We start from the raw sequence: 12763 nt of genomic DNA, 5'->3' as shown, positions 1-12763 counted from the left end.
GCGCAGGTTCTGCGTCGTCTAGACCTTAACGACTACTCGGGCAGACGGAGTTCCAGATCCCCCCGGGGCTGGACGCCCTCGCGGGTGACCGAGGTCAGCAGGTCGGCCACCGCGCCCCGGCCGGGAAGCTGGGCCTGCGGGTCCACGTCGTGCCACGGGGCGAGGACGAAGGCGCGTTCGTGGGCGCGCGGGTGGGGGAGCGTGAGGACCGGGTCGTCGGAGACGGCGTCGGCGTAGGAGACGATGTCGACGTCGATGGTGCGCGGGCCCCAGCGCTCGTCGCGGACCCGGTTGAAGGCCTCCTCGATGGCGTGGGCGCGCTCCAGGAGGGAGGACGGCGGCAGGGTCGTCCTCAGGATCACCACCGCATTGAAGTACGACGGCTGGGTGCCGGGCTCGACGCCCCACGGCTCGGTCTCGTAGACCGGGGAGACGCCCTTGATGCGGACGCCGGGGGTGTCCTCCAGGGCGTCCACGGCGCCCTGGAGGGTCTCCAGGCGGTTGCCGAGGTTGGAGCCGATCGAGATCACGGCCCGCTTGGGGTTCTGCAGGGTGCTGTCGGCGGCGTCGACCCTCTCGACGACGGCGGCGGGCACCGGCTGGACGGTCGGGTCGCCGTGCCCTTTGGTGAAGGGTGCGTTCATACTCGGCTCCGGGTGATGGTGACGGTCACGTCGTCGAAGGGGACCGTGATCGGTGCGTCCGGCTTGTGGACGCAGACCTCGACCTCCTGGACCCCCTCGTGCTTCAGACAGACCTGGGCGATGCGCTCGGCGAGCGTCTCGATGAGGTTCACCGGCTCGCCTTCCACCACGGCCACGACCTCCTCGGCCACGATGCCGTAGTGCACGGTCCTCGCCAGGTCGTCGTCGGCCGCGGCCGGCCGGGTGTCCACTCCCATGACGACGTCCACGAGGAAGGTCTGGCCCTCCTCGCGCTCCTTGGGCAACACACCGTGGTGCCCGCGGGCCCTCAGGCCGCGCAGCGCGACACGATCCACGCGAATCACTCCTGCAGTCGTCGGTGGCGGCCGGTTCCTGCCGCGTGCGGGCGGCACACCGGTCTCGAACGAATCTACCTGCGGACACTGACAGAGCCGGGCCACGGGGGAGGCCGGGCGAGCCGGGTCCGGGAGGTTTCACCGTGCGTTTTCCCTGGAGAACCCGGCTGCTCACGGGACGGTGGCCGGTCCTTTCCCCGCGGCCCGTGATTCCGGCCACGTCCCGGGCCCCGCACCAGGTGTCCGCCCTCTCAGGCCCTCTCAGGCGGGTGTGTCGTCGTCCGTGTCTTCCTCGTCCTCGCCGCTTTCGGCCAGGACCGGGGAGGCGTGGTGGGACCAGAGTTTCCAGCCGAAGGGTGTGCGCCGGAACACGTTGGTGGCGACGACGAGCTGTCCGACCAGCGGGCCGAGCTCGCCGCCGTCGGCGGGGGCGGGGCCGCCGCTGAGGATGTTCTCGGTGCAGGTCACCAGGGCGGTGTCGCCGGTCACCGAGACGTGCACGTCGGTGAGGAAGAACTGGATGTAGTCGGTGTTGGCCATGATCAGCGCGTACGAGCGCAGGACCTCGCCGCGTCCGGTGAGCACGGGCCAGCCGGGGTGCACGCAGGAGATCACGCCGGTGTCGGCCGGGTCGTGGTACTCCTCGTCGACGCCCAGGTCGGAAGGGGTGAGCCAGAGCGCGGACAGCTCCTCGAAATCCCCCTGTTCCAGCGACTCGTAGAAGGCGGTGTTGGCGGCCTCCACCTGTTCGACATCGGTGTGGGGGGCGCTCACCGGGCTCCTTCGGGAGAGCCCGCGCCCGGCGTGCGGCCGCCGGTGGTGCGCGCCCCCTCCACGGCGCGGGCGACCCGTACCGCGTCCGCCGTCGCGTGGACCTCGTGCACGCGCACCGCCCAGGCGCCGGCGTGCGCGGCGAGCGCGGAGACGGCGGCGGTGGCGGCGTCCCGCTCGCGCGCGGGCGGCGGCGCGCCGTCGGGGCCGGCCAGCACCCGGCCGAGGAACCGCTTGCGGGAGGCGGCGACGAGGACGGGGTGTCCCAGGTCCCGCAGACGGTCGAGGTGGGCCAGGAGCGCCAGGTCGTGCCCGGTCTCCTTGGAGAAGCCGAGACCGGGGTCGACGACGACGCGGTCGGCGGCGACACCGCCCTCCAGAACGGCCTCCACGCGTGCGCGCAGTTCGTCGACGACTTCGGTGACGACGTCGTCGTACGCCCCGCGGATGGCGCCGCCCTCCAGGAAGCCGCGCCAGTGCATCACGACGAACGGGGCGCCCGTGTCCGCGACCACCGGGATCATCGCGGGGTCGGCGAGGCCGCCGCTGACGTCGTTGACAAGTGCGGCGCCTGCCGCGAGCGCCTGCTCGGCGACGCGGGCGCGCATGGTGTCCACGGAGATCGTGACGCCCTCGGAGGCGAGGCCGCGGACGACGGGGACGACGCGCCGCAGCTCCTCGGCCTCGTCGACGCGGGTGGCGCCGGGGCGGGTGGACTCGCCGCCCACGTCGATCAGGTCCGCGCCCTGGGCGACGAGGTCCAGGCCGTGCTTGACGGCGGTGGTCGTGTCGAACCAGCGGCCGCCGTCGGAGAAGGAGTCGGGGGTCACGTTCACGACCCCCATGACCGCGCACCGGTCCCATACCGGAAGGCCCGCCACTCGGCCGCGCCCGCTGTGATTGCTCATACTTTCAGCGTAGGCCCCGCACCCGACCGCACCCTCCACGCCCCGGACGACAGCGCCGGGCCGGGGCGCCCGCCGGGCAGGCCCTATGCCGCGCGTACGTCCCGTTCCGCGACCGAGTGGGCGCAGGGGCGCTCGGTCGCGGTGCGGCGGCGCAGGAAGCGCGGCAGGGGCAGGGCCAGGTTGACGAAGCCCTCGGCCTGCATGGCGGCGAAGCCGATGCGGGGCAGGTCCGCGGAGGCGCGGTAGACGACGAACCGCGGCTCCCAGCGGGGCTGGAACTTGGCGTTGAACTTGTACAGCGACTCGATCTGGAACCAGCGCGAGAGGAACACCAGCAGTCCGCGCCAGGCCCGCAGCACGGGCCCCGCGCCGATCTTCTCGCCGCGTGCCAGCGCCGAGCGGAACATCGCGAAGTTCAGTGAGACGCGGGTGATGCCGAACTTCGGGGCGGCCTGGAGCGCCGCGACGATCAGCAGTTCGTTCATGCCGGGGTCGGCCGAGCGGTCGCGCCGCATCAGGTCCAGGGAGACGCCGTCCTCGCCCCAGGGCACGAAGTGCAGGATCGCCTTCAGGTCGCCGTACTCGCCCGGCGCGTCGTCCTGCTTGTGCGCGGTGGCGATCAGGCAGTCCCCGTCGGCGCGGTCGCCGATACGGCCGAGCGCCATGGAGAAGCCGCGCTCGGTGTCGGTGCCGCGCCAGTCCTCCGCGGCCCGCCGGATCCGCTCCAGCTCGGTGCTCCCGAGGTCACGGATGCGCCGTACCCGGGTTTCGTAGCCGGCCCGCTCGATGCGCTTGACCATTTGACGGACATTGCGCATCGCACGTCCGGCGAGCGAGAAATCCGCGACGTCGACCACCGCCTCGTCGCCCAGTTCCAAAGCGTCCAGACCGGTCTCCCGGGTCCACACCTCGCCGCCGGTCTCGGAGCAGCCCATGACGGCGGGCGTCCAGGAGTGGGCCCTGGCCTCGTCCATGAACCGCTCGATGGCCCCCGGCCAGGCCTCGACGTCGCCGATCGGGTCGCCGCTGGCCAGCATCACGCTGGAGACGACGCGGTACGTCACCGCCGCCTTGCCGCTGGGGGAGAAAACGACCGCCTTGTCCCTGCGCAGCGCGAAGTGGCCGAGGGAGTCCCGGCCGCCGTGCTTGGCCAGCAGGGCGCGCAGCCTGCTCTCGTCCTCCTCGGTCAGATGCGCGGCCGGGTGCTCGGGGCGGAAGGCCAGGTAGACGGTGGTGACCGCGGTGAGCCAGCCGAGGGCGCCGAGGGAGAAGGCGACGGTCCAGGAGGTGCTGCCCTGGTAGTCGACCGGGCCCTCGAAGCCGGACAGGCCGTAGACGACGTGGGTCAGCCGGTCCGCCACGCTGGGGTTGCCGACCATCCGGTGCCCGTGCACGGTGACGATGACCATGCCGAGGCCCAGCGAACCCGCGCTCATCAGGACGAAGTTGGCCAGCGCCCGCCAGCGGCTGCGTGGATCCGGCAGTGCGGCGAACTCACGGCGGTGTATCAGCAGCGGCGCGAGCAGCGCGAGCGAGATGATCACCCCGACCACGGAGTGCCGGTAGACGAACTCCGCCGCCGCGCCGGCCGGCAGCAGTGCCACGGCCGCGCGCCAGGCCCGCCGTTTGCGCCGCTTCAGGCCGTGCGCGAGCAGCAGCAACAGCACGCCCACGCTGAGGGAGAGGGCCGCGGCGAACGGGCCGAACGAGCCCGGCAGCACCTCGGCCATGGCGTGCATACGGCTGTGCCTGAAGCGCGGGAAGACACCCGCGGCGATGTCCAGGAGGCCGACGACCGCGCAGGCCCTGCCGACCAGAGCGGGGACGGCCTCGGGGCGCGGGCCGCGGAACATGCGCCGCACCCGGCCCGGTCGGTGCGGAACCTTGTCTGACATTTCCCCATCTATCCTGACGGACATCGCATCCCGTAGTTCTGCGAGAGACCTTGAATCCGGTGCCGATCCCGGGCATCCGGCGACATTGCGCCCTCTAGGACGGTGTTCGGGGGAGTCAGGTTCCCTCCCCGCCGGAAAGTCGGGTCAAAGGCCAGGTAAAAGGCCAGGGCAAGCCCTCGCGAGGCGGTGGCGGGCCCGGGCGGGAAGTGCAGGCGGGTAAGAGCCCATGGGTCTTACGAGCAACAAGGTATTGGCACTGGCGATTCTGTTCGCCGTGCTGCTGTTCGTCGGCACGGTGTGGCTCTGGCCACGTCTGGCCCGCCGCACCTGGCATGCGGTCGGCGGGCGCGTCGGCCTGCTGCTGACCACCCAGTTGGTGCTGTTCGCGTGCGTCGGGCTCGCCGCCAACCAGGCCTTCGGCTTCTACGCCAGCTGGGCGGACCTGTTCGGGCAGGAGAACGGCCAGGGGGTCGTCGTCGACAACTCGGCGCTCGGCCGCACCGACGGTCCGCTGCAGGTGGTCGGCACCCAGCGGGTGCGGCTGGGCGACGGCGAGCGGCCGCGGACCGCCGGCCAGATCCAGAAGGTCGACATCGTGGGCCGTACGACCCGCATCGCCACGCCCGCGTTCATATACCTGCCGCCGGAGTACTTCCAGCCGCAGTACCGCAGGCGCACCTTCCCCGTGGCCGTGGTCCTCACCGGCTACCCGGGCACCGCGCAGGCGCTGATCGGCAAGCTGCACTACCCGCGCACGGCGCGGGATCTCGCCGAGGAGGGGCGGATGCAGCCGATGATCCTGGTGATGCTGCGCCCGACGGTGGCACCGCCGCGGGACACGGAGTGCGTGGACATCCCGGGCGGCCCGCAGACCGAGACGTTCTTCGCCAAGGACCTGCCGGACGCCGTCGCCGCCCACTACCGGGTCGCGAGGAAGCCGGTCGGCTGGGGCATCGTCGGCAACTCCACGGGTGGTTACTGCGCGCTGAAACTCGCCATGCACCATCCCGAGGTGTACGCCGCGGGCGCGGGCCTGTCCCCGTACTACAAGGCGCCGATCGACCCGACCACGGGCGATCTCTTCCAGGGGAACCAGCAGCTGCGGAACCGCGCCGACCTGCGATGGAGCATCAAGCACCTGCCCGCGCCCGACACATCACTGCTCGTCACCAGCAGCAGGGTCGGCGAGGCCAACTACAACGCGACGCTCAAGTTCATAGACGAGGTGAGGGGGACGGACAGGACACGGATCTCGTCGATCATCCTCGACGGCGGCGGTCACAACTTCAACACCTGGCGGCGCGAGATCCCGGCGACGCTGCAGTGGATGAGTGCCCGCCTGAGCGACCGCTGAAATGATCTTGCTGAAGCGAAGGCAAAGGCGGCCGGAACCGCCGCTGCCGCCCGAAGGTTTCGGTATGGCTGTCTTTTTGCCGGGCGGCCTGCCGCGACCCGCCTACGCGCGGTAAGTTTCTGGCCATGCCACGTGGACGTCACCGCCATTCCCCGCCCTTGCACAGGCTGCTGCCTCCTTCGGCGATCGCCGGCGTCTCGCTCGTCTGCGCCCTGGCTCCCTGGGTGTTCACGGACGCGATCGTGCTGCGGTCGCTCGCCGCGGTCGCCGCGGCGACCGCGGTCCTCGGCGCGGCCGTCATGCGCCGCTGGGACGTGCAGGCCGGCCGTCAGGTCGCCGACCTCACGCGCGCGCGTGCGAGCGACGAGTGGCGCTTCGAGGAGCGGGTCGCCGAACTCGAGACGGATCTCGAGGAGTCGCGCGAGCTGCGTGTCCGGCTCGAGCAGAAGCTGCGGGCCAGGCGTGCGGAGCTGGCGGGGCTGCGCAACGAGCACGCGGCGCTGCTGCGGCGGTACGCCACGGCGGAGACGGAGCGGGCGAGCGCGCTGGAGGGCCGCCGCCTGCTGGAGATAGAGGCCGGCCCCGACACCCTTGCGCTGCCCGCCGCGCCGACGGCCGACACGGCCGAGGCCGCCACGGAGGAGAAGCCGGAGGCCGAGGTTCCCGGTGTGTTCTCCCCGGAGGGCTCCAAGCTGTTCCTGCGGGCCCAGGCGGCGCTGTCGCGGCTCGGCACGGACGGCGAGGAGGCCAACGAGGCCGTTGTCAAGGAGTCTGACGCCCCGTCGGAGTACGACGACGGTGCCGACGCCGGCATCGCGGGGGAGGACGGACCGGAAGAGGACGGACCGGAGGGGGACGGGCCGGAGGGGCAGCCCGAAGCGGCCGACGCGCACGAGCACGCGGCCGCCACCACGACCGAGGCGACCGAGCCGACCGCGGCGAGCGACTCGGTCGAGCCGGTGAAGTCGGTCGAGCAGGTCGAGCCGGTGAAGTCGGCGAAGCAGGTCGAGCCGGTGGAGCCGGCCGAACCGGCGCCTTCGGCCAGGTCCGCGCCGCGGCTGCCCTCCGGGCACTTCACCGTGCCGACCGCGGTGGCCGTCGTACCGGCCGCGCCCGCGCGGCGCCCGGTGGCCGAGGGCGGATTCGACTTCTTCGGCACGAAGAAGGACACGCCGTCCACCGACCTGGACACCGTCCAGAACGAGGACCTGGCCGACGTGGTCGGCCAGGAGGCCCTCACCCTCCACAAGGCGGAGGCCGAGTCCCAGTACAAGCCGGCCGCGGGCCAGGTCATCGACCTGACGGCCCACGACGAGACGGAACCGATCGACATGCAGGGCCTGCGCACCGCGGCCTCCTGACACCCGCCGGGCCGCGCTCAGGCCATCCAGCGGTCCGGCCGCGCGGTCCGGCGCCCGGTGCGGGACCTCTCCGCCTGGACCCGCAGGAGCTCCGCCGCCTCCCCGGCGTCCCGCAGACGGGCCGTCACGGTCTTGTTCGCGCCGGTGTCCACGCGGAGGTCGGCGACGCGCCGTGCGCGCTCCCACGGGCCCTGGGACAGCCGTACGCTCTGCACCTTGGCGTGGGGCACCAGCGCGAGGCGGCGGCACAGGATCCCGTGCCGCGCGGCGAACACCGCGTCGGTGACGGCGATTCCGTGTCCGCGCCACCACATCGGCAGGCACCACCGGGCGCGCCGCGGCGGACGCGTCAGCGAGGCCGCCGGCGGCACCGTCGTCCCCGGCAGCACCCGCGCGACGACCGACTCGGCGACCTCGCGCGGGGCGACCGGCAGCAGCACGGAGTCGGACGACCCGGCCACGTCCAGCTCCACCCGGACCCAGCCGAGCCGCCGCCACAGCAGTGGCTCCACGATCCGTACGGTCTGCACCCGTCCCGGCGGCACCGTCTCGTGGGCGCGGTCCAGCAGTCCCCGGTCGGTCCGCAGCCCGTCGGGCGACTCGCTCACCGTCCAGCCGTAGGAGGCGACGAAGCGGCCCGCGCTGCTGGTCACGGCTCCGCCGAACAGCGGCACCGCGGCCGCCAGCACCGTCCACAGGCTGTCGGTGGCCAGCCACAGCAGCGGCGGTACGACGACGGCGGCGACCAGCGAGCCCCAGACCGCGCCGGTCAGCAGCAGCGAGACGGCGATCACGCGCGCGGGTACGCGCACGAGCTCCCGCGCGGGTGCCTCACCGACCTCGTGCGCCGACTCGGGCGCGAACCCGGCCGCCCGCGCCAGCAGTTCGGCGCGCAGCACCCGGGCCTCCTCCTCGCCGAGGAAGGCCAGTTCGTCCTTCTTGTCCGTCCCTATGACGTCGAGCTTGAGCTTGGCCACGCCCGCGACCCGCGCGAGCAGCGGCCGGGTGACGTCGACGGCCTGGATCCGCTCCAGCCGGATGTGCGCGGTGCGCCGGAACAACAGGCCGGTGCGGATGCGCAGTTCGGTGTCGGTCACCGCGAAGCGCGTGAACCACCAGGACAGAAAGCCGTAGAGGGCGGCCGCGGGCACGAGCACCGCGAGCCCGATCAGCAGGGTGGTCGTGGTCAGCCGGGTGAGCTGCCGCTGCGCCTGGCCGGGGTCGTGCACGGCCCAGCCCGCGAGTACGGCGACCGGCGCCCACGCCCGCCTGAGCGGGGTCACCAGGTGCAGCCGTCGCTCGGCCACGGGCCGCCCGTCGCGTACGGTCTCCTCGCCCCCCGCCGTCACAGCCCCGCCGATCGTGCCTCGCCGAACTCGGTGAGCCGGTCGCGCAGCCGTTCCGCCTCGGCCGGGTCGAGGCCGGGGATGGTCGCGTCGGTCGCGGCGGCGGCCGTGTGCAGCTGCACGGTGGCCAGCCCGAAGTGCCGCTCGACCGGCCCGGAGGTGACCTCGACCAGCTGCATTCGCCCGTACGGCACGACGGTCTCCTCGCGCCACAGCACGCCCCGGCTGATCAGCAGGTCGTCGGCGCGCTCGGCGTACCGCCAGGAGCGCCAGTTGCGGCCGAGCAGCACCCAGACCCACGCCGTCAGCGCCAGCGGCAGCAGAGCGAAGGCCGACCAGAGGGGACCGGCCAGCAGTCCCGGCAGCAGTCCCGCCACCAGGGTGAGCGGGCCCAGCCACACCACCAGCAGCAGCCGCCGCATTTGCAGCAGGCCGCGCGGCAGCGGGATCCACACCGGCTCGCCCCCGGCCGCCCGCTCCTCGTCCACGCTGTCCGCGCTCCCCGTCTCCATGAGGCAAGCGTACGTAGGGGAGACTGTGTCCATGACTCCTACGACCCAGACCACGGTCGGGATCGGCGGCGCCGCGGAGGGCACCGACATGGTGCTCAACATCGGACCCCAGCACCCGTCCACGCACGGAGTGCTGCGGCTGAAGCTGGTGCTGGACGGCGAGCGCATCTCGCGCGCGGAGCCGGTGATCGGCTACATGCACCGCGGCGCGGAGAAGCTGTTCGAGGCGCGTGACTACCGTCAGATCATCATGCTGGCCAACCGCCACGACTGGCTGTCGGCCTTCTCGAACGAGCTGGGCGTGGTCCTCGCCGTGGAGCGGATGCTCGGCATGGAGGTCCCCGTGCGCGCGGTGTGGACGCGCACGCTGCTCGCGGAGCTCAACCGGGTGCTCAACCACCTGATGTTCCTCGGCTCCTACCCGCTGGAGCTGGGCGGCATCACGCCGGTCTTCTACGCGTTCCGGGAGCGCGAGGTCCTGCAGAACGTCATGGAGGAGGTCTCCGGCGGCCGGATGCACTACATGTTCAACCGGGTCGGCGGCCTGAAGGAGGACCTGCCGGCCGGGTGGGCCACGCGCGCGCGTGCCGCGGTCGCCGCCGTGCGCTCGCGCATGGACGTCTTCGACGACCTGGTGCTCGGCAACGAGATCTTCCGGGGGCGCACCCGGGGCGTGGGAGTCCTGACGCCGCAGGCCGTGCACGCCTACGGTGCGAGCGGTCCGATCGCGCGCGCCTCGGGCGTCGACTTCGACCTGCGCCGCGACGAGCCGTACCTCGCCTACGGGGAGCTGCGGGACACCCTGAAGGTCGTCACCCGGCAGGAGGGCGACTGCCTGGCCCGCTTCGAGTGCCTGCTGGAGCAGACCCACAACGCGCTCGACCTCGCCGACGCCTGCCTGGACCGGCTGGCCGAGCTGGAGCCGGGCCCGATCAACCAGCGGCTGCCGAAGGTCCTGAAGGCGCCCGAGGGGCACACGTACGCGTGGACCGAGAACCCGCTCGGCATCAACGGCTACTACCTGGTCAGCAAGGGCGAGAAGACCCCGTACCGGCTGAAGCTGCGCTCGGCCTCGTACAACAACATCCAGGCGCTCACCGAGCTGCTGCCGGGCACGCTGGTGGCGGACATGGTGGCGATCCTGGGGTCAATGTTCTTCGTGGTCGGGGACATCGACAAATAGGGCCGCCGGCCCGGGCACGCCGACCGGCCGCACCAGCCAGCCGAAGTCACCGAGCCCCCCGGCCGCGGTGAGCTCGGCGGCCTCCCCGGCGTGTGCCAGGGCACGTACGTACTCTTCGGGGTGCGCGGAGGCGAGCGACAGCGGGGGGCGTGCGCCGGTGACTCCCAGGGCGCGCAGTGCATCGCGCTGGGTGAGCAGACGGGCGCCCGGGGGCGCGTACGCGGCGCACGCGTCCAGGGCCACGTGCGCCGTGATGTCGCACGAGCCGTCCGGTACCGGCGCCGTCTCCCGGCCCTCCCGGAAGCCGGTGAGCGTGCCGAAGGGCGGCCGGGTGTCCGCCGTGTGCGCGTAGTCGACGGCGACCGCCAGACCCCGCTCCACGCGGGCGGCCGCGGCGGCCCAGGCGGTGTCCCGGGGCAGCCCGATCTCCGCGCGCAGCCCCTGCTCGGCCGGCAGCGGCCACCACCGCGCCAGCCACTCGGCCTCCGCTCCCGCCACCGGCTCCCCGAGCCGCTCGGTGCCGTCCCGCCGTACGAGAACGCGCCGGGGTACGCCCGCGGCGTCCACCTCCGCGACCTCCACCGGCACGTTGTCCAGCCACTCGTTGGCGAACAGCAGCCCCGTGATCCCCCGCGGGGGCTCGGGCAGCCACTCGATCCGGTGGTCGAGGCCGCCGGGCCGGCCGGCGATCTCGACGGCGTGCACGCGCGTGCGTGCGGCCACGTCCGCGGGCAGCGCGGCGAGCACTCCGGCGGCCAGCTCGCCCCGCCCGGCCGCCATGTCGACGAAGTCCAGCTCCGCCGGGCGGCCCAGCGCCTCGTCGACCAGGCACAGCAGCCGCGCCACGGCCCGCGCGAACAGCGGCGAGGCGTGCACGGACGTACGGAAGTGCCCGGCCGGCCCCTCGGGCCGCCGGTAGAAGCCGCCCGGTCCGTACAGGGCCTCCTCGGCCGCCGCCCGCCAGCCGCGCCACTCCTCCGCCGGGCCGTCCGCCCCGACGTCCGTCCTGGTGTCCGTCCCGGTGTCCGCGGTGCCGCCCTCTGTGTTGTCCGCCACCCCGCCAGACTAGGCGCACAGGTGATCGCGGCCTCCACCTTGGGGAGTACGGGCGCCGCGTGCGGATCGGCCCTCCGGTTGACCCCTGCGCCTGTCCCGCTTGCCTACTCTGGGTTACGTGCAGCGCCTCTATGACTTCCTCCGCAGGCACCCGATGTGGGTCGACGGCTTCTGGGCCCTGGTCCTGCTCGGGATCTCCGGCGTGAGCGCGGCGAGCATCCACAGGGTGCCGGACCACCACGGATCACCCGGTGCGGCCCTGGCCGTCTCCGTCGTGCTGTGCGCGGTCGTCGCCCTGCGCCGCCGGATGCCCGAGAAGATGCTGCTGCTGGCGGCGGCGACCGGCGTGGCACAGCTGGTCCTGGACGTCCAGACGACGCCGGCCGACTTCGCCATGCTGGTGATCGTCTACACCGTCGCCGCGGACGGCGCCCGCTGGGCCTCCCGGTTCGCCCTGGCCGGCGGGCTGTGCGCGGCGGCCCTCGCGCAGATCCGCTGGCCGCAGGACGACGCGAGCGCCCTCGGCAACGTCGCCGTGGCGGTCTTCACGACGGTGCCGTTCGCCCTCGCCTGGGTGCTCGGCGACTCCATGCGCACCCGCCGTGCCTACTTCGCGCAGCTGGAGGAGCGCGCCGCCCGCCTGGAGAAGGAGCGCGAGGCGCAGGCGAAGGTGGCGGTCGCCGCCGAGCGCGCCCGGATCGCGCGCGAGCTGCACGACGTGGTCGCGCACAACGTGTCGGTGATGGTGGTGCAGGCAGACGGCGCCGCCTACGTCCTCGACGCCGCGCCCGACCAGGCGAAGAAGGCCCTGGAGACCATCTCCTCCACCGGCCGCCAGGCCCTCGCCGAGATGCGCCGCCTGCTGGGCGTGCTGCGCACCGGCGAGCCCCGGGAGAGCGGCGAGTACGTGCCGCAGCCCGACGTCGACCAGATCGAGGAGCTGGTCGAGCAGTGCCGGGGCTCCGGACTGCCCGTGGACTTCAGGATCGAGGGCACTCCGCGTCCGCTGCCCAGCGGGGTCGAGCTCACCGCGTACCGCATCGTGCAGGAGGCCCTGACCAACACCCGCAAGCACGGCGGGCCGAACACGGGCGCGAGCGTGCGCCTGGTCTACTTCGACGACGGCCTCGGCCTGCTCGTCGAGGACGACGGCAAGGGCGCCCCGCACGAGCTGTACGAGGAGGGCGGCGCCGACGGCGGGGGCCACGGCCTGATCGGCATGCGCGAACGCGTCGGCATGGTCGGCGGCACCCTGGACGCGGGCCCCCGCCCCGGTGGAGGCTTCCGCATCAGCGCCCTGCTGCCGCTCAAACCGGCGCACTGACGTGGACGTACGCCCCTGTTGTCCCTGCCACGCCCCCTGCCACGCCCCCTGAC

12 protein-coding genes are annotated in these 12763 nt (G+C 73.1%); 4 read left to right on the top strand and 8 right to left on the bottom strand.

Translation table 11 applies throughout. From position 1 onward, the window contains the following. Nucleotides 1-32: 32 nt before the first annotated feature. The 5 genes from folK to C1I97_RS02195 all read right to left on the bottom strand — a co-directional run bounded on the left by folK (nt 33) and on the right by C1I97_RS02195 (nt 4574). A complete protein-coding gene (gene folK / locus C1I97_RS02215) occupies nt 33-644 on the bottom strand; it encodes a 2-amino-4-hydroxy-6-hydroxymethyldihydropteridine diphosphokinase (RefSeq protein WP_111001524.1) in 612 nt (203 codons plus the stop codon). Next, nucleotides 641-1000 carry a dihydroneopterin aldolase gene (gene folB / locus C1I97_RS02210; RefSeq protein WP_111001523.1) on the bottom strand — a complete coding sequence of 120 codons (360 nt, stop codon included), beginning with the start codon at nt 998-1000 and terminating at the stop codon, nt 641-643. Before folB ends, folK begins: the two co-directional genes overlap by 4 nt. Before the next feature lie 261 nt (nt 1001-1261). Then, nucleotides 1262-1774 (bottom strand): nuclear transport factor 2 family protein, encoded by a 513-nt coding sequence (locus C1I97_RS02205; protein ID WP_111001522.1) that lies wholly within the window; start codon nt 1772-1774, stop codon nt 1262-1264. Next, on the bottom strand, nt 1771-2679 hold the full coding sequence (gene folP / locus C1I97_RS02200) for a dihydropteroate synthase (protein WP_111001521.1): 909 nt from the start codon (nt 2677-2679) through the stop codon (nt 1771-1773). The genes C1I97_RS02205 and folP overlap by 4 nt, the downstream gene beginning before the upstream one ends. 83 nt (nt 2680-2762) lie before the next feature. Beyond that, nucleotides 2763-4574 (bottom strand): phosphatidylglycerol lysyltransferase domain-containing protein, encoded by a 1812-nt coding sequence (locus C1I97_RS02195; protein WP_111001520.1) that lies wholly within the window; start codon nt 4572-4574, stop codon nt 2763-2765. Between the two features lie 226 nt (nt 4575-4800). Between C1I97_RS02195 and C1I97_RS02190 the strand changes: the two genes are divergently transcribed. Together C1I97_RS02190 and C1I97_RS02185 are read left to right on the top strand one after the other, a co-directional pair. Further along, nucleotides 4801-5928 carry an alpha/beta hydrolase gene (locus C1I97_RS02190; RefSeq protein WP_111001519.1) on the top strand — a complete coding sequence of 376 codons (1128 nt, stop codon included), beginning with the start codon at nt 4801-4803 and terminating at the stop codon, nt 5926-5928. 158 nt (nt 5929-6086) lie between these two features. Then, nucleotides 6087-7289 carry a hypothetical protein gene (locus C1I97_RS02185; RefSeq protein WP_111001518.1) on the top strand — a complete coding sequence of 401 codons (1203 nt, stop codon included), beginning with the start codon at nt 6087-6089 and terminating at the stop codon, nt 7287-7289. Nucleotides 7290-7306: 17 nt separating this feature from the next. Here C1I97_RS02185 and C1I97_RS02180 read toward each other — a convergent pair whose 3' ends face one another. Further along, on the bottom strand, nt 7307-8638 hold the full coding sequence (locus tag C1I97_RS02180; protein WP_111001517.1) for a PH domain-containing protein: 1332 nt from the start codon (nt 8636-8638) through the stop codon (nt 7307-7309). Next, the gene (locus C1I97_RS02175) at nt 8635-9147 is read right to left on the bottom strand and encodes a PH domain-containing protein (RefSeq protein ID WP_111001516.1); all 513 of its coding nucleotides are present in this window, start codon (nt 9145-9147) and stop codon (nt 8635-8637) included. Before C1I97_RS02175 ends, C1I97_RS02180 begins: the two co-directional genes overlap by 4 nt. Nucleotides 9148-9178: 31 nt before the next feature. On the opposite strand from C1I97_RS02175, the gene C1I97_RS02170 reads away from it, so the two are divergent. Beyond that, a complete protein-coding gene (locus tag C1I97_RS02170; RefSeq protein ID WP_111001515.1) occupies nt 9179-10330 on the top strand; it encodes an NADH-quinone oxidoreductase subunit D in 1152 nt (383 codons plus the stop codon). Here the strand turns inward: C1I97_RS02170 and C1I97_RS02165 are convergent. Then, entirely contained in the window at nt 10295-11269 is a 975-nt protein-coding gene (locus tag C1I97_RS02165) for an SAM-dependent methyltransferase (RefSeq protein ID WP_258382386.1), read from the bottom strand. The two genes, C1I97_RS02170 and C1I97_RS02165, sit on opposite strands and share 36 nt — an antisense overlap. A gap of 235 nt (nt 11270-11504) precedes the next feature. Between C1I97_RS02165 and C1I97_RS02160 the strand changes: the two genes are divergently transcribed. Next, nucleotides 11505-12710, top strand: coding sequence for a sensor histidine kinase (locus C1I97_RS02160; protein WP_111001513.1), 1206 nt, complete (start codon nt 11505-11507; stop codon nt 12708-12710). The last annotated feature ends 53 nt before the right edge of the window (nt 12711-12763 follow it).

The organism is Streptomyces sp. NTH33 (assembly GCF_003236365.1).
Lineage (GTDB): Bacteria > Actinomycetota > Actinomycetes > Streptomycetales > Streptomycetaceae > Streptomyces.
Note: the sequence above shows the minus strand (reverse complement) of the source record. Positions and strands in the feature narration are given on the sequence as shown.

What these genes read in the sequence shown, in the direction of transcription:
- folK (WP_111001524.1), bottom strand. Translation starts at nt 644, where the DNA reads ATGAACGCACCCTTCACCAAAGGGCACGGCGACCCGACCGTCCAGCCG.
- folP (WP_111001521.1), bottom strand. Translation starts at nt 2,679, where the DNA reads ATGAGCAATCACAGCGGGCGCGGCCGAGTGGCGGGCCTTCCGGTATGG.
- C1I97_RS02195 (WP_111001520.1), bottom strand. Translation starts at nt 4,574, where the DNA reads ATGTCAGACAAGGTTCCGCACCGACCGGGCCGGGTGCGGCGCATGTTC.
- C1I97_RS02190 (WP_111001519.1), top strand. Translation starts at nt 4,801, where the DNA reads ATGGGTCTTACGAGCAACAAGGTATTGGCACTGGCGATTCTGTTCGCC.
- C1I97_RS02175 (WP_111001516.1), bottom strand. Translation starts at nt 9,147, where the DNA reads ATGGAGACGGGGAGCGCGGACAGCGTGGACGAGGAGCGGGCGGCCGGG.
- C1I97_RS02170 (WP_111001515.1), top strand. Translation starts at nt 9,179, where the DNA reads ATGACTCCTACGACCCAGACCACGGTCGGGATCGGCGGCGCCGCGGAG.